Source organism: Chitinibacter tainanensis DSM 15459, from assembly GCF_000429785.1.
Lineage (GTDB): Bacteria > Pseudomonadota > Gammaproteobacteria > Burkholderiales > Chitinibacteraceae > Chitinibacter > Chitinibacter tainanensis.
In genome coordinates, this window is record NZ_KE386952.1 from 305354 (window position 1) to 331931 (window position 26578).

The following is a 26578-nucleotide window of genomic DNA, read 5'->3' on the forward strand; positions in this document are numbered from 1 at the left end:
GCTCGCCCGTGGCTCAACCCATAGGCAGCGCGCCTCACCTCCTCTCACTGGCCTCGTTGCACGATATGCTGGCGCAGGCCAAGGCGGACTTCACCAGCTGTTGTGAGCATAGCCAGAGTCTGGCACTGCAAATCCTGCCACAGGCACGGCAGCATGCCGAGCCAAAGCTACTGAGCGAGACCCTGCATCTATTGGGCCGCTGCGAGCAGGTATTACAACAAACCAGCGAAGCGCTACTTCATTTGCAGGAAGCCAGCCAGCTGGCGGCGCCAGACACACTGGGCAACATCCTTGAGCTAATGGCCCGCTGCCACGCTGATCAACAAGACGCCAGTTTAGCCATGCAGTTTTGGGGCAAGGCACTGCAGGCGGCGCAGCCCTTTGATGACCGCGAATGCTTTGTGCAGTGCTTTCTTGGCGTGGGCAATCTGTATTTTCAGCACGAGCACTTTAACGAAGCGCTGTATTACCAAAGCCAGGCGGTCGATTGGGCCGAATTAAGCGCTGATGCCGACCTACAAGCCCAAAGCCAACTGCATCTAGCCGCCACATTGATTAAATGCCAGCAATTCGATTTCGCGGAGCAACTACTGTTTCGCACCGAAGATCAGCTGCAATTACCTGCGCGCTTAAGCTGGCTAGCGGAAGTAAACCATTATCTGGGGCAACTCTATCAAGCCCGCGGCGATGATTTGCGCGCCGAGGTATTTTTTCAGGCGGCCCATGATATTAACCAGCACACCGCCTACCACTGGGGACAAACCCAAAGCCTACTAAGCCTAGGACGCCTGAAAATCCAGCAAGGCGCAAGCGACGCCGCCGAACAGCTGTTAACGCAGGCACTGGCGCTGGCCGAAACGCACGAAAGTAATCAGCAGCGTTTGCAAATCCACCGTGAACTATCCGCCTTGTACGAGCAGCGCGGCGACTTTATCCGCGCCACGATGCATCACATTGGCTATCACGAGCATTATCAACAACAGATTCGGCAACATACCCGGCAAAACCTCGCGGCGCTGTCCAGCCGTCGCCTGCGGCAAGCCGAAATCAAACTACGGCTGCTGCGCAGCGAGCTGGAAATCCGCCAGCTACGTCAGCAAAGACATCAGGAACAAGAACGGCTAGAGCGGCTGGAAACCGCCGCTTACCGTGATGCCCTCACCGGTGTTTACAACCGGCGGGCGCTGGATGAACAGCTACCGCAATTGATCCAGCAACTCACCGAGCAAAACCTGCCTTTGTGTCTGTTGATGATCGATTTTGATCATTTCAAACAGGTTAACGACCACTATTCGCATCAGATTGGCGATGTAGTACTGCAAACCGGTATGCAGCTTCTACAAGGCATGATTCGCGATACCGATATTCTGGCGCGCTTTGGCGGGGAAGAATTTGTCCTCGCGCTACCCAAAATCCATGGGGGCCAGGCCATGCAAATCGCCGAAAGGATGCGGCGGAAAATTGCCGATTACCCTTGGAACGAAGTGGCCGCTGGGCTTAAGGTCACGATTAGTCTGGGATGCGCACAATGGCATCCGGGCATGCGCCCAGCCGAGCTCATTCAACACGCTGATCTGGGCCTCTATGCCGCGAAAAATGGCGGTCGCAACCGGGTCTGTCTGCATGAGGATCGCCCATGAGCGAGGCACAAGATCTGCTCCACACGCTGGCCGAGCTGGATTTACGCTTGGATAGCGATCCGGCGTATGTCAGAGCTGCCGCACCTGAGCTCCTGAAAGCCATCCGCCGCGCTAAGCAAAGCGAATGGCTGGGGCTCACGCACCTACTACAGGCGCGCGCCAGCTACCAGCTGGGCGAAGTCCCCCTCGCCTGCGAGCAAATGCAGCAAGCCATCCGCGCCTATCAGCGCCAGCAACAGCTGCATCCACAACTGCAGTGCCATGATGAACTGGCCAACTGGCTATATAGCCAGCTGGACTACTTCCGCGCGCTGGATGAATGGCTCAAAGCACTAGAAATCGCCACCCAGCTGCAAGCCACCGAAGGATGCATCCGTGCCTACATCGGCGTAGGCAAAGTGCATTTGGCGTTTGGTGATGATGCAAGGGCGATGGAATGTCAGCAAATTGCCCAGCAGCTTTGTCAGCCGCTGGCCGATGCGCAGCTCGATTGCGAAGTCAATCTGAATATCGCCACTTCGGCCTATCGGCTGGGCGATGATCATTTAGCCGCCAGTGCGCTACAGCAGGTTGAGCAAGCGCTGGCCAAACACAGCCTGCCGCCCGCCTGGGCGGCCGAAGCGCTCACGGTACGCGGCCTGTTGGCGCTGCGCCAAACCCAATACGAAGAGGCGCAAGAGTTACTTAGCCAAGCCTACCAGCGCTATCGCCAGCTACAACAGCTTGCTGGGCAAGGGCGGGTCATGCTGGCATTGGCCCGCAGTTTTCGCGCACTACAACAGCAAGATCTGGCCGAAGAATGCCTAGAGGAAGCGGCCCGCCTCGGGGCGGCCGGCCAGTGGCCAGAAATCAGCATCGAGGCACATAGCCAGCTGGCCGAGCTGTACATCGATGCCGGCCGCTACCAGCCAGCCCTCGTGCACCGCAAAGCGTTGCACGCCTTGATCGCTGCGCAACATCAAGAACAGGGGCAGCCATTGCAATTACCCCGGCAGGCCACCAGCCAGCTGCGCAAGCTGGAACGCGAGCTGGAAACCCATAAGTGCTGGTTGCGCCTGCGCCAAGCCGCGCCGATCCGCCACTAAGCTCCAGCCAGCCGGTCGCCTCGGCGGCTTGGGGTATAATCCGCTTTTTGCCTTACCCCTTGCCTCATGACTATTCAAACCACCTCGATGTCGGCCGAACTGCAGGATTACTTCCTGAATATGGCGCTGCGTGAACCGCCGATTCTGCGCGAATTACGCGAAAGCACCGCCAATCATCGGGTGGCCAAAATGTCGCTCGCACCCGAGCAAGGCGCCCTATTGATCTGGCTGTTGCGGCTGATCAATGCCAAGCGCTACCTGGAAGTCGGCACTTTTCTGGGCTACAGCTCAACTGCCGCCGCGCTGGCGATGGGGGAAGATGGGCACGTCGTCGCCTGCGATGTGTGCGAAGAATTCACCCAAGAAGCGCAGCAGTGGTGGCAAAAAGCTGGCATCACCGAGCGCACCACGCTGCACTTGGGCCGCGCGGTGGACACCTTAGAACGCTTATTGGCCGAGGGCCACGCCGGCCAATACGATTGCCTCCTGATCGATGCCGACAAGCCCAACTACCCCAATTACTTTGAATACGCGCTGCAGCTGGTGCGCCCACGCGGGCTGATTATTCTGGACAATATGTTCCTCAATGGCCGCGTCGCCACACCGGCGGAGCATCATCCGCGCAGCGTGGCGATCCTGCACGAATTCAATCGCCAACTGCGTGATGACCAGCGGGTGGAGCATTGCATGCTGCCCACCGGCGATGGCATGACGATTCTGTTTAAGCGCTAACAGCCCACACGTATAGACCTGTAGCTATTGATACATATACCCTAGCGAACCATACCCGCATGGGTATTTGATTCGGTGCCAAGCTTACCCCAATTTTGCGGCAATGCAACAAGCGCCGCATGCCAGTGGCAAGTTAGCGCTCAGGCGCTACACTGGGAAGCATTCCTTCCCCGGTGTTCGTCATGCAAGTGCTGCAGCAGCCCTTTAGCGCCACCCCCGAATTTAGCCAGCTGATCGCCCAGATCAATGGCCAGCTGCACAATCGCCGCACCCAGGCGCAGGCCCAGCTCGACAGCCTGCTGCTGCGCAGCCGGCAAGAGCACGACGCCGTCGGGCTGATCACCACTGTGGAGCTGATGTCGCAAATCAGCTATGGCGATCAACTGCTCAATCTGCAATACGAAGCCCTGCAAATGGCCGAAAGCCAGCATCTGCTGGCGGCGCAGGCGCGCTTACTGACCCTGATTGGTCGCGCCCTGTACGCCAGCGCCCGCTACCAAGAAGCGCTGCAGCACTGGGCTCGTTGTTTGGCGGTGGCCGAGTTGGCGCAAGAAGTGGTGCCGTGGATCAAGGCCAAAATGGGCTTGGGGCAAATCTACGATGTGCTGGGCGATCCGGCCCGCGCCATTGCCCTGCACAGCGAAGCCATCCAGCGTGCCGAGGCCGCGGCCGATGCATGGCTGCTATTGCAGGCCAAAATCAATCTGGGCGTTAATCTACAAAAATTGCAGCGACTGGATGAAGCACTGGCGGCGTTTAATCATGCGCTTGATCTCGCCCGCAGCCTGCAGCATGCCGATGATGAAGCCGAAGCCCTGCTGCGTGTAGGCGGGCTGTATCTGCATAAACAAGCCTATTCGCTGGCCTTAACCGCGCTGGAAGCCGCCTGCACGCTGGCCGAGCGCAGCAGCTATTGGTGGGCACTAGGGCAGGCGCGCCTACAACGCAGCGAGTGCCTGTTGCGGCTGCAACGCCCCAAAGAAGCGCTGCAAATGGGTTTTCAAGCGCTCGAAGCCGCCAAACAGGCCAATGCCAAACATCTGCAGCTCAAATGCCAATTGCTACTCGGCGAAATCAACGCCGAGCTCAATGAATTTGCCACCGCCTACTACACCCTGCACAGCGCCTGGCAGCTCGAGCAGCAAATCAGCCAGTCCACCCAGCGCGACCCCTTGGCCGCGCTGGCTGAGCTCACGGCCAGCACGCCAAGCCCAGATCAACTGCTGCTTGATCTGGCTTGCAGCCCCTTACTGGCCGGCCCCGCCAGTGCCGAAGCGCGGAGCCAGCTGTGCCAAGTGGCCTGCCAGGTGCTACAAGTGGGGCAAACCAGCTGGTGGCAGCTTGCTGCCGATGGGCAGCAATTGCAATGCAAACTCCGCCACAACCAAGCCGGGTTGCCGCTACCTTGCGGCCCCGATTTAGCCCGCCCACGGTTTACGCCGCTGCTTGAGCAGCTGGCCGCGGGGGAAACCATTATCGCTCACGCCGCCGAGCGGCATTTTTATACTTGGCAATGGAGCGAGCTGGCGCTGGCGGCACAAGGCATCGGGGCGCTGTTATTTTTCCCGATTAGGCAAGATGAGCGCTTAATTGCGGCCATCTGCTTTGAACATCTCGGCCCGCAACGTAACTGGCAACGCGCGGATGTCCTGCGCGCCGAGCGGCTGGCCCTGCTCGCAGCTCGCATGTTGTGATCCGCCCGGCAACTGGCTGATCTGCAAGCAAAAACTCGCCCAAGCGGCGAAACCCCTAAAAAATCTACGGTCTTTCTGCGCCAAAATACGCGCTATTCCAATAAAAAACAAGTATTTAGCTGCCGCAAGCGCCGCAAATCTGCGACAATACGCGATTAGTCTGTTTTGTTGTCGCCATGAGTTCTGTTCAAGCCCCCCTCACCCCGATTTACCAGTTGCCGGCCGGCATGCAAGCCCGCCAGCCCGCCCCATTCTTGCCGATGAGCCGCAAGGAAATGGATGCGCTGGGTTGGGATGAGTGCGACATCATCATCGTGACGGGCGACGCCTACATCGATCACCCCAGCTTTGGCATGGCGCTCTTGGGCCGTTTGCTTGAAGCGCAAGGCTTTCGTGTGGGGGTCATTAGCCAGCCGGATTGGACTTCCGCCGAAGATTTCAAACAGCTGGGCAAACCGCGGCTGTATTTCGGCGTCACCGCCGGCAATATGGATTCGATGATCAATCGCTACACGGCCGACAAAAAGCCGCGCTCGGACGACGCCTACACCGCGGGTGGCGTGGCCGGCAAACGCCCCGATCGCGCGCTCAACGTGTATTGCCAACGCTGCCGTGAGGCCTATCCGGGCGTGCAGATTATGGCCGGCGGCATCGAGGCCAGCCTGCGCCGGATTGCCCAATATGATTACTGGAGCGACAAAATCCGCCAATCGGCGCTGATTTACAGCAAGGCGGATCTACTGTTGTATGGCAATGCCGAACGCGCGCTGGTTGAAGTAACCCAGCGGGTTGCCGCCGGCGAGAAAATGAGCGAGATCCGCGATGTGCGGGGCACTGCCTTTCTGGTGCCGCAGGGCTGGCGCCCCGAAGGCTGGGTGGAGATGGACTCTTCCGTGGTCGACAATCCGGGCAAGATTGATCCATTAATCAACCCGTATGCCGATGAAAGCGAGCGCCAGCAAAGCGCGCAGAGCGATACCCCCAAAGATGGCGCACAGCCCATCCGTATTGTTTCACGTGAAGCACGGCTGGCCGCGCGGCGGGAAATCCGCGGCCGCACGGTAATCCGGATTCCGTCTTTCGAAACGGTAACCTACGATCCGGTCAGCTATGCCCACGCCAGCCGTACCCTGCATCTGGAATCCAACCCCGGCAATGCCCGCGCGCTGGTGCAGCAACATGGCGAGCGCGATGTCTGGATTAACCCGCCCCCGATTCCGCTAAAAACGGATGAAATGGATTACGTATTTGACCAGTATTTTGCTCGTAATCCGCACCCCAGCTATGGCCAGCAAGTGATTCCGGCCTGGGACATGATCCGCTTCTCGATCAATATCATGCGCGGCTGTTTTGGCGGCTGTACCTTCTGTTCGATCACCGAGCACGAAGGCCGCGTGATTCAAAGCCGCTCGGAAGATTCGATCTTGCGGGAGATCGAGGAAATTCGCGACAAAACTGCCGGCTTTACCGGTCATATCAGTGATTTGGGCGGCCCCACTGCCAATATGTACCGGCTGGCCTGTAAAGACCCGGCCATCGAGCGCTCCTGTCGCCGGCTGTCCTGTGTTTACCCGGGTATTTGTGAAAACCTGAATACCGACCACAGCAGCCTGATCCAGCTCTATCGCAAAGCGCGCAAGATTCCGGGCGTGAAGAAAATCACCATCGGCTCGGGCCTGCGCTACGATCTGGCGGTGGAATCGCCCGAATATGTGAAAGAGCTGGTCACCCACCATGTCTCGGGCTATCTGAAAATCGCACCGGAGCACACCGAAGAAGGCCCATTATCGAAGATGATGAAGCCGGGTATCGGCACCTTCGAGCGCTTTAAAGACATGTTCGACCACTACAGCAAGCTGGCCGGCAAAAAGCAGTATCTGATTCCGTATTTCATCGCTGCCCACCCGGGCACCAGCGATGAAGACATGCTTAATCTGGCATTGTGGCTAAAGAAAAATAATTTCCGCCCCGATCAGGTGCAGGCCTTTACGCCCACGCCGATGGCCATGGCCACCACCATGTGGCACACCAAGCGCAATCCACTCAAACGCATTGCGCGTAGCTCGGAAAAAGTGGACATCATTCGGGATGAAAAACGCCGTAAAGTCCACAAAGCCTTTTTGCGTTATCACGATCCGAAAAACTGGCCGCTGCTGCGCGAAGCGCTGATCAATATGGGCCGTGCCGATTTGATCGGCCCGGGGCAGCACCAGCTGATCCCGCCAGAAAGCGCCGCCGAGAAAACCATGAGCGCACCAAAAGGCAATGCCCGCGGTGGCGGTGGCCCAGGTTCTGTGGGCCGGATACCCAATCGGGGTAAGGCCAGCAGTGGCAATCAAAGAAATGCTGCTGGGGCAATACCTCGCAATGTCGCTGGCAAGCCCCTAGCCAAAGCCGGTGGCCCCGCCAGCTCTCACGCCAGAAATTACGCCGGCGGCAAACCGGCCAACAACAAGGCCGGCGCCAACCCCACCAGCCCACGCCCAGCCGCGGGCAAGCCCGCCGGTGGTACGAAAAAGCCACGCTGAGCGCGGCTTATACCACCAAGTCTGGCGACACCTGCCCACAAAAAAGCCCCGCACTGCGGGGCTTTTTATTCTGGCGATCAGTACTGGCTAAGGCTTAATTGCGGCTTGGGTTGATTTTGAAAATCCGCGCAATCGGCGCGCTGCTGGCCGGGCCAAACCAGCGGTTGAAAATCGTCAGCGCTTCGCCGCTGTTTTCTATATCCACCAGCGCATTATTAATCGCAGTTTGCAGGGTTTTCTCGTTTTTAGGGATACCGACCGAATACACTTCCAGCGCCAAGGCGAAATCGGTAATCGCGTAGCGATTGCGCTGGGCTTCCGGCAGTTTGTTCAGCGCCATGGCCAGCACTGGCGCATCATCCACCACGCCTTCCACGATATCGGCATTCAGCGCCTTGATGGTTTCCGGCACATCATCAAACTCGGCCAGCTTGGTTTTGCTGAAGTTTTGCCGCAATAGCTTGGCGCCGGTTGAGGCATTTACCGCCGCCAGATAAGCGCCGGCTAAGTCTTTATCGCTCTTGAAACGACCTTTTTTGGCCAGAATGCGCGTATCGGTCACAAAATAACCCACGCTGAAATCAATCTCTTTTTCCCGCTCAGGTGTGCGCGATAGCACAGCAATGACGATGTCAGCCTTGCCTTGTTTCAGCCACGGCAGGCGATCATTGGATTCCAAGGTTTTGAAGATTGGTTTGACATTCAGGCGCTTGGCAATGCCCAGGGCGAAATCAATGTCATAGCCGCGCAAGGCGCGGGTTTGCGGATCCATTTGCGAGAACGGCGGCGAAGAATCACGCACCCCGATCACGATGGTGCCGTTGCGCTGAATGCTTTCCAGCGATGTAGCCTGAACCCATTGGGTCATGGCCAGCAATACGATGGCCAATAAGGAACGAAACATACTGCTTCCCCTTGCGGTGCGATGGTCTTTTTAATGTAGCCGTTCTGCGGCGAACTGCAGCGCCTTTTCCATCCCGCGAAGGGAAAGCCAGACGATGCAAGTCGCGCAGTGTAGGCCAATTTATGACAGCAGCCTGTTAGGGAAACAACTAAGCCCGACAGCGCGGGCGGAGGATTAGCCAAGCTGGCGCAGTGCTGCGCGCAGATGGTCGCGATAGCGGGCAAAATCATTCTCGATTTGTGGGGCTTTGATCACGTCATTGCACATAAAGGTGGGTAGTGGCTGCAGGCCCAGAAACTGATTGGCTTTATGCAGCGGAAAATACACCGCATCCACCCCGCGCCCTTCAAAAAACTGCGCCGGGTCGCTAAAGGCCTCGGTAGGGGCATTCCAGGTGACCGAAAGCAAATAGCGCTTACCCGCCAACAGCCCGCCCGAGCCGTATTTTTTGCTCGCATCGTGGCGGCTGCGGCCATCGCTGGCATACAGCCGGCCGTGGCCGGCGGTAAAGACCTCATCGAGGTATTTTTTCAACGTCCATGGTGGGCCCATCCACCATGCTGGCATTTGGTAAATCAGCACATCCGCGGCCAAGATTTTCTCGACTTCGGTCTCGATCTCGTAGCCTGCTTCCAGCTCAGTGACGCTGACCTGATGCCCTAGCTGACCCAGCTCGTCTTGCGCCAGCGCCGTCAGCGCATTGTTGAGGCCACCCGCCGAATGCGCCATGGCTTTGGCCGCGTTGATGATGAGAACATGGGCCATAAGGCACCTCCTGAGCAGACAAAATAGAATGTCAAAAGCATATCGCGCGCTCGGGGTGGGCAATAGGCGACTTTTACCGGCTAGGGCTGGTAAAAATACATGCAGGCTGCAGAAGCTGAAGTTCAACCAAGGGTATATCTCCAAAGGCATTTTCCAGCAATGGCCACAAGGCAATACCCATACCATACCAGTCAAGTCGACTGACCTAAGCAAAAAAGTCGCTGGGCGAGCAGGCAAATTGGCGCTTAAACATCGCACTAAAGGCGCTGGGGCTGTTGTAGCCACAATCAAGCGCCACATCCAGCACCCGCTCGCCTTGCGCCAGCCGCTCCAGCGCATTCAGTAGCCGCGCCTGCCGGCGCCAATCGCCCAACGTCATGCCGGTGGCTTTGCGAAACCGTCGCTGTAGAGTGCGCACTTCCAGCCCGGCGTGGTTCGCCCAATCTTCGCTACTGCGCGCGTCATCCGGCTCGGCCAGCAGCGCACGGCAAATCGGGGCCAACAGCGGGTCAGCCGGCATGGGCAGCTGCAAACTCAGGGTGGGCAACGATTTCACTTCATTCAGCAGTAATTCGGCGATCAGCCGCTGCCGCGGCGGCATAGGCTGCACTTCATAATCAATACTGATCGCGGCCAAAATCAGCTCGCGCATTAGCGGCGTGATTTCCAGTACGCAACATTCCTCAGGCAAGCCCGGCACCGCATCCGGCCGCACATACAGCGAGCGCACTTCCACATGCCCAATCATCAGCACCTCATGCCACACCCCGGGCGGCACCCAGATCCCGCGATTGGGCGGCACGATCCATTGCCCGTGCGGGGTAATCACCCGCATCACCCCGCTAATGGCATACAGCAGCTGGGTCACCTCATGCCAATGCCGCGGGGTGCTAGAGCCGGGCGGATGATCGGCGGCCTTGCCATGCAATAAGGCGCCCTGCATCGCCCGCAGGGGGCCAACTCGCTCAACCAGCATGTCGTTTTCTCGATGGTGTTTGTCATATTTGCGTGCGACAGACATAGCTTAGCGCCCTAAGATGGCTTTGTCTTGCGCAAGACGCTTGTCGTTTTCATTCACCCGCAGGAGTACAACCATGACCACCGCCGCCACCGTGCGTGCCGCCGTTAGCGATGCGGCGCAGCGCACCCAATACCGCGTACTGGGGGCCATCAGCAGCGCGCATTTTTTAAATGACATGATGCAATCGCTGATTCTGGCGCTTTACCCCATGCTGAAAGGCACTTACCACCTCAGTTTTACCCAGCTGGGGCTGCTCACGCTCACCTACCAGCTCGCGGCCTCGATATTGCAACCGCTGGTGGGGCAAATCACCGACCGCCGTCCTCAGCAACACGCCCTAGTCGTCGGCATGGGCTTTACGCTGGCGGGCTTGCTGCTGCTGTCACAAGCGCACACCTTTGCGCTGTTGTTGCTGGCCGCGGCGCTGGTGGGCACCGGCTCGTCGATTTTTCACCCGGAAGCCTCGCGCATTGCCCGTTTGGCCTCGGGCGGGCAGCATGGCTTGGCGCAGTCGCTGTTTCAGGTGGGCGGCAATGCCGGCAGTGCCTGCGGCCCTTTGTTGGCGGCGCTGATCGTAATTCCGCTCGGGCAGCCCAGCTTGGCGTGGTTTTCTGGCGCCGCCTTGCTGGCCATGGCCGTCTTGCACTGGATTAGCCGCTGGTTTACCACCCAGCACCGGGCGCAAACCCGCCATGCCACAGCCAAAGCCATGCCCTTTAGCCGCGGGAAAACCATCTGGATTATGGGCGTGTTGCTCACGCTGCTGCTGACCAAATTTGTGTATATGGCCAGCTTTCAGAGCTACTACACCTTTTATCTGATCGAACGCTTTGCCCTCGCGCCGCAACAGGCGCAGCTGCTGCTGTTCGTGTTTTTGTTTGCCGTGGCGCTGGGCACTTTGGCCGGTGGGCCGATTGGTGACCGGCTGGGGCGCAAAGTGGTGATCTGGTTTTCGATTCTGGGCGCCGCGCCCTTTGCACTGTGGCTGCCGCAGGCGGGGCTAGTCGGCACCGTGCTGCTGAGCTTCGTGGTGGGGCTGATTATGTCGTCGGCGTTCTCCGCCATGCTGGTGTACGCGCAAGAATTAATGCCGGGCAAGGTGGGTACAGTGGCTGGTTTATTCTTTGGCCTGGCGTTTGGCATCGCCGGCCTTGGCGCGGCGCTGGTGGGCCGGCTGGCCGATCACTATGGCATTGTGGCGGTGTATCAGGCGCTGGCCTATTTGCCGCTACTGGGGATTGTGGCCGGTTTGCTGCCCAAGCTGAAATAAGCACCGCCTGCTCGGCATCGGTCATGGCGGCGCAGCCACCATGACCGTTCTGCGCCAAGGCAAACATCGCTGCACAAGCCCATGCGATAATGGATTTTTGCAGCGATCTAGCATTGCCAAATACCCAACCAGGGTATAAGTCTGTAGGCAATGATTTAAATAAAGAAGCAGGCTATACCCATGAGCGGCACACCTTATTATTGCGAACTGAGCACGGAACATCGTCAACAAGCCCAGCACCATGTGGCGCAAATTGTGGAACAAGCGATTGAACATCCGCCCGGCGCGCCCGCCCTGATCGTGTTTGATACCGAATGTCCGCTCGCCCCGCTGCTGGCCGACGCGTATCAGGCCGCCTTGCCGCAAGCGCCGCGGCTGGAAATCAGCACAGTGAGTAACGAAGAAGTGCTGGCCCGTTTTGCCGCGCTGCCCGCTGGCGCGCTGGTGGTGTTGATTCAATCCACGCATTTTCGGCTAGATGCCTATCGCCTGCGGGTACAGCTATTTGCGCAAGGGCTGAAGGTCATCGAACACGTACACCTTGCCCGCATGATTAATGCCGAGGCGCCGCGCTATATCGCCGCCCTGGCTTACGATGCCGACTACTATCGGGGCACCGGCCAGGCGCTGCAGGCGCGCATCGCCAGCGCCCCGCATGCCCGGCTGATCAGCGCACGCGGCGATGTACTGCATTACGGCCCGCTCGAGCCGGCCAAGCTCAATGTCGGCGACTATCGACAGCTGAACAATATTGGCGGGCAATTTCCGATTGGCGAAGTATTTACCGAAGCCATCGACCTCACCAGCGTGCATGGCCGCGCGCAGGTGTATGTGTTTGGCGATACCACCTTCCACTGCAATTTCCCCGCCACCCCAATCACCATCGAGGTGGCCGCCGGGCGCATTGTGGCCGTGGAAGACAGCACCCCCGAATTCGACGCAGTGCTGGCGCGGATCCGCGAAGTGGAAGGCGAAGTATGGCTGCGCGAGCTGGGCCTTGGGCTCAACCGCGCCTTTGATCGCGAGAACACCGTGAGCGATATTGGCACCTACGAGCGCCTATGCGGCGTGCACCTATCCTTGGGCGCCAAACACGGCAGCTACAACAAACCGCAATTCAAGCGCAAAGACACCCGCTTTCACATCGATGTCTTCGTGGATATTGCCGGCGGGGTATGGCTGGGGGAAGACAACCTCTACCAGCAGGGGCGCTGGGTGGTGTAAACCCAAGGCCACTCACGGCAATAGGTCAATCCATCTAACTATTTAAATCGCAGGGCGCCGAGGAACAGCGCGGCAATTTCGTTGCGCCTACATCGCATAGATTTCCGCCCAATAAAACAAAAAATCCAGCGGGGTATATGCTGAATGCCTTTTATTGTTAAGCGCTACAGACATATACCCTAAGCCGGATTGGATATTACTCCGCGCCACCTAATTACTGGTCAAACCCAAAACCCTGCTTGCGTGCCACTGGGGCCACTTGCGGGAAATAGAATTGCGAGTAGAACTGCGCGGTATTGGCCGACCATGGTTTGCCATCGCCACGGCCAATGCTTTGCCAGAATTCGCTCAGCGTTTGATCGTAGGCATCGATGTGCGCCGGCAGCTCTGCCGCTTGGTAGGTTTCGTGATGCACAAAGCTGGCTCGTGGCAGACGCGGTTTCAGCGGGCTATCGGTGGCTACATGGCCGATCACCACCCCGGCAATCGGGAAGGTATTCGCTGGCAGTTGCAGCAAATCAATCATCGCCTGTGGATCACGGCGAATACCCCCAATAGGTACCACGCCCAAACCAGCCGCCCGTGCGGCGGTCATCAGATTACCCAGGGCAATGCCGGCATCGACCGCGCCCACACCAAAGCCTTCCACGCTTTGCTGAATCACATGTTCGATGCCGTGCTTGGCCAAAGCCTGGCTGGTTTTATGGAAATCGATCACCACTGTCACAAACACCGGCGCCTGGGCAATCCAGGGCTGGCCACCGGCGATTTCGGCGATTTTGGCGCGGCGGGCAGCATCTTGCACCACCACCAGCGATACTTGCTGGCCATTGATCGAGGTTGGGCCTTTGTAGGCTGCATCCAAAATGGCATCCAGCACTGCGGGCTCAATGGCTTGCTCGGTGTAGCTACGGACACTGCGGTGTTGGTGCATCAGTTCCAGCGTGGCATTCATGGTGTATCTCCAAAGTACAGTCAATCAATTAGACCAGTCGTCTAGTTTAAAACTCAAAAAAAGCCGCCGTGAGGCGACGAAACATCTACCGGCCCGCAGGCCGGCGCGGTTTATTGGGCCGGCCCTGCCGGCAATAACCATTCGGTTTGTTGCAAAGCGCGCTCTAGCGGCGCACTACTCTGCTGAATCTTGCCCAGCAAGGCGCTGCCCATCCACAAGCTATACAAAGTGCTGGCCAGCTGGCTAGGCGGCTGGCTGGCCACCAGTTCGCCGCTGTGCTGACCGCGGGCAATTGCTTCGCCCAGCAAGGCTTCGATGGCTTGGGTGCCTTGAGCCAGCGTGGTGCGCATGGCGCTGGATAAATCGGCCACTTCCGCGCCCAATTTCAGCGCCAGACAGCCGCCAGCCTGGCATTGCTGATGGGTGATCCAGCCGCCAAAATACTGCAACAAAGCCGCGCGGACATTGCCCTGCGCGGGCGAAAGCTGCTGTGCCAGCCGCGCCTGGTAATCGGCAAAATACCGCTCCAGCATCGCCACCCCAAAGCCTTCTTTCGAGCGGAAATAATGATAGAACGAGCCTTTGGGCACGCCCGCTGTTTGCAAAATTTCGGCCAAACCGGTGGCGGCAAAGCCTTTATGCAAGATAATTTGCTCAGCGGTGGCCAGAAGATGGCTGCGGGTATCGTCGGTGCTGGTTTTCATCATGGCGCCATCCTACTAGACGACTGGTCTAGTAGCAAGCCCCCACCCTTGCCGCTCGTCACTTGTTGCAGTGGGAATTTGCCGCAATGCCGGCTGTGCGCAGGCTAGCGTGCAACTAACTGTGGAAAAACCCAACTGCGCTGCGCGTGATTTTCCCTTATCGTGCCGCACCTTTGCTGCTGTGGAGCATCACCATGCCCAAACGCCATACCTGGCTGGAAGACGCCCAAGGCTTACTCACCGGTGTCTTGTTAATGGCGCTGGCCATCCAGTTTTTCAAGCACGCCGGTTTGCTCACTGGCGGGATTACTGGTCTGGCCTTTTTGCTGTATTACGCCACCCACTGGGCCTATGGCGCGATCTTTTTCGCCATTAGCCTGCCGTTTTATCTGTTTGCCTACCGTGTTTTGGGGCGCGAATTTACGCTCAAAACCTTTCTGTGCATCGCCATGCTGTCGGTGCTGGCCGATTGGCTGCCGCACTGGATTCAATTTGGCCAGCTACAGCCCTGGTTTGCCAGCATTATTGGCGGTCTTTTGGCGGGGATCGGGATTTTAATGCTGATCCGGCACAAGGCGAGCCTTGGCGGGGTGACCGTGATGGCGCTGTTTTTGCAGCAGCGCCATGGCTGGCGTGCCGGGCATATCCAGCTGGTGTTTGATCTGTGTATTTTGGCCGCCGGCGCCATGACGGTGAGCGGCGAGAAACTATTGCTATCGATCATGGGCGCAGTGGCGCTGAATCTGGTCATTGCCATCAATCACCGCCCTGGCCGCTATATGGGCATGTAGTGTATTAGGCTGTGTGCCTTATATTAATTAGCATTCAAGCCAATACGCATGATGCATGCATAACTAGGTAAAGGCACCTGACTGATTTCAGCTCAGCCCGGTGCCGACCTATTTTACTGCGGGTAATACGCGCTCAGCGGCTGTTTCAGTTTCAGCAGCCACAGCTCGGAGTCTTCCTTAGTGGCTTTGACCTGCAGCGCTTCGCCTTCGGGCAAACGGCCATCTTTGATCAGTACATCATCCAGATCTTTGCCGCTGGCCAGCTCGGCTTTCAGGCCGAAATCGTTGTCGTTAATCAGCGCCAGCTGACCATCAACCACCGTTAAGCCTTCGGCCTTCTCGGCTTGCCAGCCGATTTCGCGCAGATCAAACATCCGCTGCTTGCGAATCAGCTTGAGGCCGGCCAATTGCTCGGCGGTAGCGTATTCGGCCTCTTTGCCCTCCAGCTGCGGTAAAGCTTCGGCGCCGGCAATGTCGATCACATACAGCACATTGCGCATCTGTTTATCTTTGCCCTTGCCCTGCTCCACCAGCACGAAGCGCTGATTATCCAGCGCCACCAGATCACCGATTTTGGCATCGCCATTTTTCTTGTAGGCGGCGCTATCCAGCGGGTAGCCCAGCATACGGGTCGCGCCGGTGGTCGGGTCTAGCTCCAGCAAGCGGATAATGCCGGCGCTGTGTTTGGTTTCGCCATTGATATTGAGGGTGGATTGCAGCATGGCGTAGATCTTGCCATTGGGGGTGCGCGCCACAGCTTCAAAGCCTCGATTTGGCTGGCGGTATTGCAGCACCTCGGGTAGGCCGCGGCCCGGGGCCAGCTGTTGCAGTACTTTGCCGGTTTTGGCTTCCACTTTCAGCAGGAAGGGGCCATATTCATCCACCACCCACAGATGACCTTTGCCATCAGGCACGATGCCCTCAGGATCTACCCCGCGCGGATGCGCCGGTAGTACCGCCAGCGTGTCGCTCAGCGCCACTTCACCGGTCGCCCCCACCGTACCTGCTGGCAGCGGCAAACCGCTCGCTGGGCCTTCAGCAAACTGGAACGGCTGGCTCTGGATTACACTGGCGCTCTTGCCTCGCACCAGCTTGATCTGGGCAAAACGGGGCTGGTAATCAGGGGTGAGGAAAATCTTGCTCTCCAGCTTTTTGCCACCCTCTTGCACGCGCGGCGCATCGCCATTCGGGCCACGATCGCCGGTGGCCCAGAACAGCAAATTACCCTGCGCATCTTTACCCTTAAACGCTAGACCCGAGCCCGGCGCAAACGGCAGCCCCTGCGGAAATTCGCTGGCAAACGCACCGCTGTACAGCAGATTGAACTTGGCCGGGCTTTGCAGCGCATAGCGCTCTACCGCCGCCACCTGTGGATGATTGACGCTCTCGGCGCGAAAAGCCTCGCCCGCTTGCGCCCCACTTGCCAGCACTGCCGCCAGCATCCATGCCCATTGCTGCATACCCACCTCGTTAAATGAAATCTGCTTGCAATATTACGCAGCAGCGATGACGAAACGATGACAAATTGGCTAGGTACCGCCAGTCAGCAAGCGTCGGCGTGCAGGCTAAGCAAAAACCCAAACACCAAATACCCATACCCTGTATATAAAACCAACCATTACAAAGAAAGGCCTTCATGCGCATACCTATAGATGCAATCTCGACCGCGCGAGCGTTTGCCGTTGAGCGTCACCACTCGTCGGCTTACATTCAAGTTTTGATAAGCCATACCTCGGTACGGTATCGGTGGGCGAAATCGACAGGGCTTAGCGGCGGCTGGCGATACCCTGCCGCGCAAAAAGCAAGCCAAGCCCGCGACGGGCGGCGGCCACTAGGCCGAAGTGATTTTCTTGTCTTTACTGAAATTCAAACAGCATGATCAATCAAGACAAGGGATACCGAAATGCAGCTCTCAATGAAAATGTGTGCCGTCCCGATTTTGCTCGGGATCACCTGCTTACTGGGGTATGGCGTGCTCAGCAGCGCCTTTGATCTGCGCGAAATCAGCCTCGTATTGCTGCTCCTGCCGCTGGGCTGGATGCTGATTTTTGGCGGCATTTATATTGGCCTGATGTATCTGAGCCAGATGAGTATCGACCCGATCCGCTTTCGCCCGCACCGCCATCACTAAGCCTGACGCATCACCCCCAACAACGGCTCGCTGCGGCGGGCCGTTGTGCTGTGGGCGCCGCACAGAATCAGATTAAGGCATTTTACCTTTCGTCGCCCAATCAAATACCCCAGTGATGTATATCACCACAGCCTATTCCAGCTATAACTCTGCAGCAGATACCTTTCATCGTTTCGCCATCTAGACGTCATCGCTTTGTCGCGTAATTGCAAACGGCCTGCAAACTGCGCCCTCTATGCTCGCGGCATTTTTTGATGACGAGGTGCATATGTCTGCCCATGCCCGCGCCGGCCTTTTTGGCTTGGCCCTGCTTCCCCTGCTACTGGCCGCGTGCGGCGGTGGCGAACTGCAAACTCCAACCAGCAGCGTCACCGCGCCCACGCTCAGCGGCCGCGCGATCCTGCCCGCCGCCACTTTCGCCGATGGCCCGATCTCGGGCCAATATCTGGGCGGGACTTTGTTTAACGGCCACAGCGCGCCGTTTGCCAAACAGCCGGTACAAGGCTTTTCAGCGATTCTGAAAAACGCCGATGGCAGCTTCCTGGTGATGGCCGACAACGGCTACGGCAGCATCGAAAACTCGGCTGACTTTAATCTGCGCGTGTACACCATCCGCCCGAATTTCAAAACCGCCACTGGCGGCGATGGCAGCATCAAGACCGAGAAATTCATCGAGCTGAAAGACCCGAATAAACTGATCCCATTTGCGATCACCAATCAATTCAGCAAAGAGCGCGTACTGACCGGCGCCGACTTTGACATCGAATCGATGCAGCGCGCACCGGATGGCACGCTGTGGTTTGGCGATGAATTTGGCCCGTTCCTGCTGCATACCGACGCCAATGGCGTGCTGCTGGAAGCGCCAATCAAGCTGATGGATAGCGAAAATGCCGGCCTGGAAATCCGCTCGCCGCAAAACCCATACAGCGAAGAAGGCAGCGCGGTGCGCATCATGAATGCCGTGCGCGCCCATGCGCAGAGCTTTGGCGCCAAACGTGCGCCGGTGTTCTCGCCGTACTTTGTGCAGCTGAAATACGACGCCAATGGCGTGAAATCCAGCCCGGACGCCCACTACGCCCGCGGCAAAAACCCGCAACCGGGCCTCACCCCAGCCACTAGCGAGATTTTTGATGTTGCCTCGCTCAAGAGCGCTGGCTATCAGGTGGTGACCTGGACGGTGAACGATAAAACCAAAATGACCGAGCTACTGAAAGCCGGCGTGAGCGGCATTATCTCTGATCGCCCTGATCTGCTGCTGGCGGCGGTGAAAGAATTTGATGCCAACAAAGACGGCGTACCTGGTGACTACCTGACCAAAGACGGCCTGATCGACCCGGCCAAATTTGACGCCCAAGGCCACCGTGGCGCGCGCAATCTGCGCCCAGAAAACACCCTGCCCGCCTTTGAGGCCGCGCTGGATAATCTGATGACCACGCTGGAAACCGATTCGGGCATCACCAAAGATGGCGTCTCCGTACTGAAGCACGACCCTTACATCGAAACCCAGAAATGCCGCCGTACCGATGGCACGCCGTACAACGACATCAAGCAAGAAGTGCTGATCAAAGACCTGACACTGGCGCAAATCCAGGCCGACTATATCTGCGATAAAGTCTTCCGCGGCGCCGACCAGAGCAACGACGTGGCTCTCTCGCCAGTTTCGGCCGCACTGGCCACGGCCAAGGGTTACACCAGCCCGTATGTCTTGCCCAAAACGCAGGATATCTTCGATCTGGTTACGGCCTATATTGACTACTACAGCACCGGCGCGGGCAAAACCCATCCGGATGCGGCCAAACGCGTGGCCAACGCCAAGACCGTCCGCTTTAACATCGAAACCAAGATCAATCCGCGCAGCGACAAAGACAACCACGATAAAGTCTACAAAGACCGCACCGTGGGCTTTGAGCAAATGGCCGATACGCTGGCCAAAGTGATTGTCGACAACAAGATGGAAGCGCGCGCCGACATCCAGAGTTTCGATTTCCGCACCCTGCTGCGGGTACAAGAGAAATTCCCGGCCATTCGTACCGTGTATCTGTTTGGTGATTTCCCGATCTACCCAGATCCGGCCAATACCGATGACGGCACCAATATGCAGGATGAAAACGGCAAAAACACGCCGTGGATGGCCGGCCTGTATTGGCCATATCGCAGCACCGCCACCAGCAATCCATTCCGCGCGAAGAAATCTGGTGGTTTTGAAGGTATGGCGCTCTCAAGCGATGGCAGCAAGCTGTACCCGCTGCTGGAACAACCGCTGACTGGCCACGATGATAAAACGCTGCTGATCAGCGAATTTGATATCGCTAGCCGTAAATACACCGGCAAAACCTTCAAGTACAAGCTGGACGCCAAAGGCACCAATATCGGCGACTTTATCCTGTTTAACGCCGAAGAAGGCATCATTATCGAGCGCGATAACAGCACCGGCGATCTGGCTGGCTTTAAAAAGCTCTTCAAGATCAAGCTGGGTAAAGCCGGTGATTACGTTGAGAAAACCGAACTGGTCAACCTGATGGACATTAAAGATCCAAAAGGCATCAGCGGCACTGCCAGCAATGGTGATATCGGGCTGGGTGGCGTCTTTGCGATGCCGTTTGTCACCATCGAGGACGTGGTGGTGATCGATGAAAACACCCTCGGCGTGCTCAACGACAACAACTACCCATTTAGCGTGGGTCGCCACATGGGCACCAAGCTGCCGGATGACAACGAATTTATGTTGATCACCCTGCCAAGCCCACTGAAACTGAAATAAACCGCGCCGGCCTGCCCAATAAAAAAGCCCGCGCTTGCGGGCTTTTTTATTGGTTTGCTCTAACATACCGCCAGGCTGTATTAACCTAAAGAGCATTCAATATAATACCTGGGGCGATATACCCTAGCGCTTCTCGCTATGCAGCAAGGCTTCACGCGCATCTTCAAAGCTCATTTCTTCCGGGCGGACCAGGCGGGTTTTATGCTTGAGGCGATAGCCCCACCAGATCGCCAGAAACAGCGGAATCCCGATATACGTTGCGGTAACGCCCAGCCAATCGATCTTGCCGGCGGCAAAGGCCTGATAGTTTTGCCCCAACATCACCAAGACACACAGGCTAAACGCAAATAGCGGCCCATACGGGAAAAACGGCGAGCGATACGGCAGCTCATCCAGCGAATGGCCTTGTGCCAGAAACCCTTGGCGGAAACGATAATGGCTCACCGCAATCCCCAGCCAGGCAATAAAACCAGTCATGCCCGACATATTCAGTAGCCACAGATACACGGTTTTATCTTCGCCCAGCGCGGTCAGGAAACACAGCATACCCACTGCCGTGGTGGCATACAGCGCATTGCGCGGCACACCGTTGCCCGCCAGCTTGGCAAAGATCTTGGGCGCCAAGCCCTGCTGAGCCAGGGTAAACAGCATCCGCGTTGAGGCATACATACCCGAATTACCGGCCGAGATAATCGCCGTGAGAATCACTGTATTCATCAAGGCGGCCGCAAAGGCCAGGCCGGCATTCTGGAACACCAGCGTGAACGGGCTCATCCCAATGTCGGCAATATCGTTTTTCAGCAGCTTAGGATCGGTATAAGGGATCAGCAAACCAATCAGGAAAATGGCGATCACATAAAACAGCAAAATCCGCCAGAACACCTGCCGGATCGCCCGTGGAATCGCTTTATGCGGGTTTTCGGCCTCGCCAGCGGCCACGCCAATCAGCTCGGTACCCTGAAACGAAAAGCCGGCCACCATCATCACGCCAATCATCGCGGGCAGGCCACCGACAAAAGGCGCCTCACCCAGGGTGAAGTTATGCCAGCCGCCCTGCTCACCGCCGTGCATCACGCCAAAAATCATCAACAGGCCGGTGGCGATAAACACAATCACCGTCACCACTTTGATCAGCGAGCACCAGTATTCGGCCTCACCAAAGCCCCGCACCGAGATGTAATTCAGCGCAAACATCACCGCCAGAAAGCCGGCACTCCAGTAAATACCCGGCACATCGGGAAACCAGAACGCCATAATCAGCTGCGCCGCGACCAGCTCGACCGCAATGGTCACCGCCCAGTTGTACCAGTAATTCCAGCCCAGCGCGAAACCAAAGCCCGGCTCGACAAAGCGCGCACCATAGGTGGCAAACGAGCCCGACACCGGCATATAGGCTGCCAGCTCACCCAGACTCGTCATCAGGAAATACACCATCAGACCGATCAGCAGGTAGGCCGCAATCGCGCCGCCTGGGCCGGCCTGGGCAATGGTGGCGCCCGAGGCCACAAACAGCCCGGTACCAATCGAACCACCGATGGCAATCATCGACAAATGGCGCGCTTTCAGATTGCGCCGCAAGGTAGGCGGGGAGGAAGAGGTACTCATTACGTGGGCTGCATCCTATGTTTTGATTAAAAAATGGTCAGTTGATGATGCCTGAAAAGCCCTGCGCTGTCGTTTGTGGCTATCCCTAGTCAAATACAGTGCAGCCACAAAGCCAGTCAAACAGCTTGACCTAAAATCGGCGACGCCAGCTTGCAGGGATTTTTCACCGTGCCAGCACAGCATGTAGGAAAGCCCGCACGCACGCCGTTTATCGTCTCAGCGCCCGTCTTGCTACCCCAGCACCAGCGTAAGCAGCCATGCTGACGGTAAATATAATTCTGCTGCGCGCCGCCATGCCTTTGTTGCTGCTGGCCCTCTTGCTGGCAATGCCAGCACTGGCCCAAACCACCATCACCCTGAACGCCGAAGATGATTGGGCGCCGTATTCTTATGTCGAGCGGGGCAAAGAGGGCATTCAGGGCCTGGCGCCCAAAATCATCACCGCAGCATTTGCCACCCAGCAAATCAAGGTCAATTACCGGGCGGTGCCCTTTAGCCGCTGCCTGCGCGAAACCGAAGAAGGGCAGGCGCTGGGCTGTTTTGATATTGAAATCAATAGCGACAACGCCAAGCGCTTTTACTTTCACCGCACACCGCTGTTTCAGGAAGGCCTGTCGATTTTCGCCCGCGCCCCGCATCGCACTGGCCTAAGCGCGGCCGACTTACCCGGGCATGCGGTGGGCGCCACCAATGGCTACACCTATCCGCCGGTAATCATGCAGGATAGCCGCATCCGCAAAGATATTTCCCCCAGCGATGAAGTCCAGCTGCGCAAACTACTGGCGGGCGGGCGCATCGACTACGCCCTGATCAACACCACCCCGGCCAAACTGCTATTCAAGAAAAACCCGGCCTTCAAAGGCGCGCTGCTCGAAGTCGGGCTAGTGAATCAGGCCAGCTTCTATATCGGCTTTAGCAAGAAACACCCCGATGGGCAAAAGCTGGCCGAGCTATTCGAAGAAGGCCTGCGCACCATCAAAGCCAATGGCGAATATGAGCGCCTAATGCGCGAATTTCGCGCCAGCCTGCAGTAGTTCCACTCGCTTTGCGCCGCGGCAAAACAGCAATTTTCATTGGGTGATAGCCTGCATTCCGCTATCCTGAAACTTATCCCGTTTGAATGTACTGTAACAGCCGCGTGAATCCCGCCATTCTGACCGCTATTTTGCAGGCTCAGTCCGCCTTTTTGGCCGACAGTGTTGCCCCCGCTGTGTGGCAACAAGCCTTGCGCCAGCTGCTGCCACTCGCCCCGGCGCGCGGCGGACTGCTGGCCAGCTTGCGTGATGATGGGGCGCTGGGCATTCTGGCCATTAGCGAAGGGCCGCAACTGAGCCAACCTGCGGCGCTGGCGCCACTGCAACTTCCCTGCGAAGACTGGCAGCGCCTGCATCGCTGCCAACCTTGCTGGGTCTCGCTGGATCAGCTAAAGGCGCTGAATCAGCCGGCCTTGGCTTGGCTAGCGGCGCAAGCCGGCACCCGCTGGCTGGCACTGCCCCTGCACCGCGAAAACCATTTGGAAGGCATCGCCCTGCTGGCCGTACAAGAGCGAGATTTGCTGCCACTGCAGCTGGATGAACTGGCACCCCTATTGGCCACGCTGGCGCAATTACTGGTGTTTCAGCGCCAAAAGGCGGCTTCCGCCGCCGAACAGGCCAGCCAGCGCCGGCAGCAAATGGCCTTGACCACGCTATACCGGATTAGCGAACTCACCGGCGATGATGATCTGGCGCTGATGCAGGCCGCCTTGCAGCTGGGGGGGGACTATTTTGGCCTTCCCTTTGGCGCCATCGGCCAGATTACCGCCCAAGACTACCGCGTGGTGGCCACCTATCTGGATGGCCAAACCCCGCAGCTGGCCGCGCATTATCCGCTGGCCGAAACCTACTGCCAGCTCACGCTGGAAACCAACGATGTGTTTAGCGTTTCGGCCATGGGCAGTTCACGCTGGTCACAAGCGCCCTGTTACCGGCGTTTCGGGCTGGAAGCTTATATCGGCGTACCGCTGCGGGTCGCGGGCCAGCGCTATGGCACGCTGAGTTTTTCTTCGCCCCAAGTGTATAGCCGGCTCTTCGATGAAATCGACGTCGGGTTTTTGCGGCTGGTGGCTCGCTGGGTAGAAACCGCACTCGAGCGCCAGCAAGCACGCAGCGAGCGCAAACGCCTGCACGAACGCTTTCAGAAAATTGGGCAGGAAGTCCCCGGCCTGATTTTTCAAACCCGGATGAATCTCGATGGCAGCAGCGCCTATCTGTATGCCAGCGCCGGTATCGAGGATATTTACGGCCTGCAACCTGAAGACGTGGCCAACGATGCCTCACGGGTATTGGCAGTCGTGCATCCGGATGATCTGCCCGCAGTGGTGGCCAGCTATATGCAAGCACTGGAAACCCTCAGCCACTGGGACACCATTTACCGGGTCAACCACCCCGTGAAGGGTGAAATCTGGGTTGAGGGCCATGCCAAGCCGGAGCGCACGCCAGAAGGTGACACTACCTGGTATGGCATCGCCACCGATGTTACCGCGCAAAAACAAGTGCAGCTGCAACTTGAACACGCCAAGCAAGCGGCCGAGGCCGCCAATCAGGCCAAGAGCCAGTTTCTGGCCAATATGAGCCACGAAATTCGCACCCCGATTAATGGCGTGCTCGGCATGACACGGCTGCTGCTCGATACCGAGCTCAGCCCCCAGCAGCGCGAATACGCCGATACCGTGCGCTACAGCGGCGATGTGCTGCTGAGCGTGATTAACGATATTCTGGATTTTTCCAAAATCGAAGCCGGCCATCTGGCGCTGGAGCAGATCGATTTCGAGCTCGCCACCGTGCTGCACGAGCTGGGCTCGATGATGGCGCTGCGCATCCGCGAAAAAGGCCTGCACTATCAGGCCGAGCTGACCCCAGGCGTACCCGCCCGCCTGCGCGGCGACCCGGGACGCCTGCGGCAAGTGCTGCTCAATCTGGTCGGCAATGCAGTCAAGTTTACCGACACCGGCGGGGTACAGCTCAGCATCAGCGTGGCCAGCCAAAGTGCCAGCCACTGCACGCTGCAATTTAGCGTGCGTGATAGCGGCATCGGCATACCGGCCGAAAAAATCCCGCAGCTGTTTAATCGCTTTTCACAGCTGGATGAATCCACCTCGCGCCGCTATGGTGGCACCGGGCTCGGCTTGGCCATTTGCCAGCAGCTGGTCACGCTGATGGGCGGTGAAATCCGCGCTAGCAGCCAACCCGGCCAAGGCGCCGAATTCAGCTTCACCCTGCCGCTACAAGTGGCCAACCCCGCCAGTGCGCAGCCAACCCCACGGGTGCCGCAAGCGGCTAATGGCCAGCATTATCGGGTTTTGCTGGCCGAAGATAATCCGGTGAATCAGCGGGTGGCGGTCAAAATGCTGGAAAACCTCGGCTGCAGTGTGCACACCGCCAACAATGGCCTGCATGCCCTGTCCGCGCTGGCGCGGCAAGATTTCGACATTGTGTTTATGGATCTGCAAATGCCGGAAATGGATGGCATTGAGGCCACTCGCGCCATCCGCGCGGGCGACGCCGAAGTACGCGACCCGGCCATCGCCATCGTAGCGCTGACCGCCAATGCCTTGGCCGATGAAAAAGCCCGCTGCTTTGCCGTTGGCATGAATGATTTTCTGGTCAAACCGATCCAGCCCGAAGCGCTGGCCGGCGCTTTGCGCCAATGGGGCACGGCCACCTAACGGTCAGCTTGTGCGTTTGCACAACGGCACACGCCCCCAGCGCCCGCCCAGTGCAGCCCGCGTGCCATAATTTCCGGCATGACCCTCTGCTCGGAAACCGCCATGACGCTGCAAGAACGCTTGGGATTTGCCCCCACCGACCGTGTTTTGATTGTGCATGCCGACGATATTGGCATGTGCGAAGCCACCGTAAGCGCCTGGCGCAGCCTGCACGGGGTCAGCGCCATGAGCTCGGCCTCGGCCATGGCGCCATGCCCATGGTTTCCCGCCGCCGTGGCCGCTGCCCGCGCCGCGGGCGCCACGGCCGACATGGGTCTGCATCTCACGCTCAATTGTGAATGGCGCGAGCATTATCGCTGGGGGCCCATTACCGGCGGGCATACCCCGGCAGGGTTAGCCGATACAGCCGGCTATTTTCATTCGCTGGCGGCCGATACCTATCAGATTGCCGATCTCAGCCGCGCCTACGATGAGCTGGCGGCACAAGTAGCGCGCGCCCAAGCCTTGGGCTTGCCGCTTACCCATCTCGATACCCATATGATGACGGCGCTGCACCCTGAGCTCTTTCGCCATGTCTTGCGCCTTAGCGCCGAGCTGCAATTGCCGGTGCTGGTGCCGCATTATCGCGACCCGCAGCTATTTGCAGATGAAAGCAAAATGCCGCTGCCGCTGTGCCAGCAAACCAGCGCCCTGATTAGCGGTGCCGCCGAGCAGGTCAAGCCGATTGACGCATGGGCGGTACTGCCGTTCGGCCAGTATTTGCGCGACGAAGAACGGCTGCTGTGGGCCGAGCATGTGCTCAAATATTATTTCCACTCCCCCGGTGTGTATGCGCTGATTGGCCATCCGGCCAGCGATACGCCCGAGCTGCGGGCACTGGCCCCCGACTGGGCTACCCGCGTAGCCGATCTGCGCCTCTTTGCCAGCGCCGGCCTGCGCGAGCTGATTGCGCGCGAAAACTACCGGGTGGTGGGCATGCGCGAAATCGCCGCGCTAGCGCCGCACACTCACAGCACTGTCACATCCACCGCCTATGCTGCCGCGCATTAACCGGAGAAACCC

At 58.2% G+C, this 26578-nt stretch carries 20 protein-coding genes; 13 read left to right on the forward strand and 7 right to left on the reverse strand.

Annotated features, from left to right (window positions below; genetic code table 11):
• The first annotated feature begins 8 nt into the window (after positions 1-8).
• The 5 genes from G482_RS19790 (at position 9) to G482_RS0113905 (ending at position 7679) form a co-directional block, all read left to right on the forward strand.
• Positions 9-1640: a tetratricopeptide repeat-containing diguanylate cyclase gene (locus tag G482_RS19790; protein WP_156905410.1), complete on the forward strand. Its 1632-nt coding sequence runs from the start codon at positions 9-11 to the stop codon at positions 1638-1640.
• Entirely contained in the window at positions 1637-2725 is a 1089-nt protein-coding gene (locus G482_RS0113890) for a tetratricopeptide repeat protein (protein WP_028450531.1), read from the forward strand. Before G482_RS19790 ends, G482_RS0113890 begins: the two co-directional genes overlap by 4 nt.
• 66 nt (positions 2726-2791) lie before the next feature.
• Positions 2792-3457, forward strand: coding sequence for an O-methyltransferase (locus tag G482_RS0113895; protein ID WP_028450532.1), 666 nt, complete (start codon positions 2792-2794; stop codon positions 3455-3457).
• A gap of 182 nt (positions 3458-3639) precedes the next feature.
• Positions 3640-5151 (forward strand): GAF domain-containing protein, encoded by a 1512-nt coding sequence (locus G482_RS0113900; RefSeq protein WP_028450533.1) that lies wholly within the window; start codon positions 3640-3642, stop codon positions 5149-5151.
• A 176-nt stretch (positions 5152-5327) separates the two neighbouring features.
• A complete protein-coding gene (locus tag G482_RS0113905; protein ID WP_028450534.1) occupies positions 5328-7679 on the forward strand; it encodes a YgiQ family radical SAM protein in 2352 nt (783 codons plus the stop codon).
• A 94-nt stretch (positions 7680-7773) separates the two neighbouring features.
• On the opposite strand, the gene G482_RS0113910 is transcribed toward G482_RS0113905, so the two are convergent.
• From G482_RS0113910 to G482_RS0113920, 3 genes are all read right to left on the reverse strand, one after another.
• Entirely contained in the window at positions 7774-8583 is an 810-nt protein-coding gene (locus G482_RS0113910) for a transporter substrate-binding domain-containing protein (protein ID WP_028450535.1), read from the reverse strand.
• Positions 8584-8757: 174 nt separating this feature from the next.
• Entirely contained in the window at positions 8758-9348 is a 591-nt protein-coding gene (locus tag G482_RS0113915; RefSeq protein WP_028450536.1) for an NAD(P)H-dependent oxidoreductase, read from the reverse strand.
• Between the two features lie 205 nt (positions 9349-9553).
• The gene (locus G482_RS0113920) at positions 9554-10369 is read right to left on the reverse strand and encodes an AraC family transcriptional regulator (protein ID WP_051259043.1); all 816 of its coding nucleotides are present in this window, start codon (positions 10367-10369) and stop codon (positions 9554-9556) included.
• A 73-nt stretch (positions 10370-10442) separates the two neighbouring features.
• On the opposite strand from G482_RS0113920, the gene G482_RS0113925 reads away from it, so the two are divergent.
• A complete protein-coding gene (locus tag G482_RS0113925) occupies positions 10443-11639 on the forward strand; it encodes an MFS transporter (RefSeq protein WP_034619749.1) in 1197 nt (398 codons plus the stop codon).
• A 180-nt stretch (positions 11640-11819) separates the two neighbouring features.
• Positions 11820-12863, forward strand: a complete 1044-nt coding sequence (locus G482_RS0113930) for a hypothetical protein (protein ID WP_028450539.1) — start codon at positions 11820-11822, stop codon at positions 12861-12863.
• A gap of 214 nt (positions 12864-13077) precedes the next feature.
• Here the strand turns inward: G482_RS0113930 and G482_RS0113935 are convergent, their stop codons facing one another.
• Together G482_RS0113935 and G482_RS0113940 are read right to left on the reverse strand one after the other, a co-directional pair.
• Entirely contained in the window at positions 13078-13818 is a 741-nt protein-coding gene (locus tag G482_RS0113935) for an NADPH-dependent oxidoreductase (protein WP_028450540.1), read from the reverse strand.
• A gap of 110 nt (positions 13819-13928) precedes the next feature.
• Complete coding sequence (locus G482_RS0113940) at positions 13929-14525, reverse strand: TetR/AcrR family transcriptional regulator (RefSeq protein ID WP_028450541.1); 597 nt, start codon at positions 14523-14525, stop codon at positions 13929-13931.
• A 191-nt stretch (positions 14526-14716) separates the two neighbouring features.
• On the opposite strand from G482_RS0113940, the gene G482_RS0113945 reads away from it, so the two are divergent.
• Positions 14717-15313: a YitT family protein gene (locus G482_RS0113945; protein WP_034619750.1), complete on the forward strand. Its 597-nt coding sequence runs from the start codon at positions 14717-14719 to the stop codon at positions 15311-15313.
• 113 nt (positions 15314-15426) lie between these two features.
• On the opposite strand, the gene G482_RS0113950 is transcribed toward G482_RS0113945, so the two are convergent.
• The gene (locus tag G482_RS0113950) at positions 15427-16773 is read right to left on the reverse strand and encodes an esterase-like activity of phytase family protein (protein WP_051259044.1); all 1347 of its coding nucleotides are present in this window, start codon (positions 16771-16773) and stop codon (positions 15427-15429) included.
• 455 nt (positions 16774-17228) lie between these two features.
• Here G482_RS0113950 and G482_RS0113955 point away from each other — a divergent pair, with 455 nt between their 5' ends.
• Positions 17229-17444, forward strand: coding sequence for a hypothetical protein (locus tag G482_RS0113955; RefSeq protein WP_028450544.1), 216 nt, complete (start codon positions 17229-17231; stop codon positions 17442-17444).
• Positions 17445-17712: 268 nt separating this feature from the next.
• Complete coding sequence (locus G482_RS0113960; RefSeq protein ID WP_051259076.1) at positions 17713-20205, forward strand: esterase-like activity of phytase family protein; 2493 nt, start codon at positions 17713-17715, stop codon at positions 20203-20205.
• A gap of 123 nt (positions 20206-20328) precedes the next feature.
• Here the strand turns inward: G482_RS0113960 and G482_RS0113965 are convergent, their stop codons facing one another.
• Complete coding sequence (locus tag G482_RS0113965) at positions 20329-21810, reverse strand: amino acid permease (protein ID WP_028450546.1); 1482 nt, start codon at positions 21808-21810, stop codon at positions 20329-20331.
• A 257-nt stretch (positions 21811-22067) separates the two neighbouring features.
• Here G482_RS0113965 and G482_RS0113970 point away from each other — a divergent pair, with 257 nt between their 5' ends.
• From G482_RS0113970 to G482_RS19800, 3 genes are all read left to right on the forward strand, one after another.
• The gene (locus G482_RS0113970; protein ID WP_051259045.1) at positions 22068-22844 is read left to right on the forward strand and encodes a substrate-binding periplasmic protein; all 777 of its coding nucleotides are present in this window, start codon (positions 22068-22070) and stop codon (positions 22842-22844) included.
• Between the two features lie 104 nt (positions 22845-22948).
• Positions 22949-25516 carry an ATP-binding protein gene (locus tag G482_RS19795; protein WP_169721083.1) on the forward strand — a complete coding sequence of 856 codons (2568 nt, stop codon included), beginning with the start codon at positions 22949-22951 and terminating at the stop codon, positions 25514-25516.
• Between the two features lie 102 nt (positions 25517-25618).
• Positions 25619-26566: a ChbG/HpnK family deacetylase gene (locus G482_RS19800; protein ID WP_051259047.1), complete on the forward strand. Its 948-nt coding sequence runs from the start codon at positions 25619-25621 to the stop codon at positions 26564-26566.
• Positions 26567-26578 lie beyond the last annotated feature (12 nt).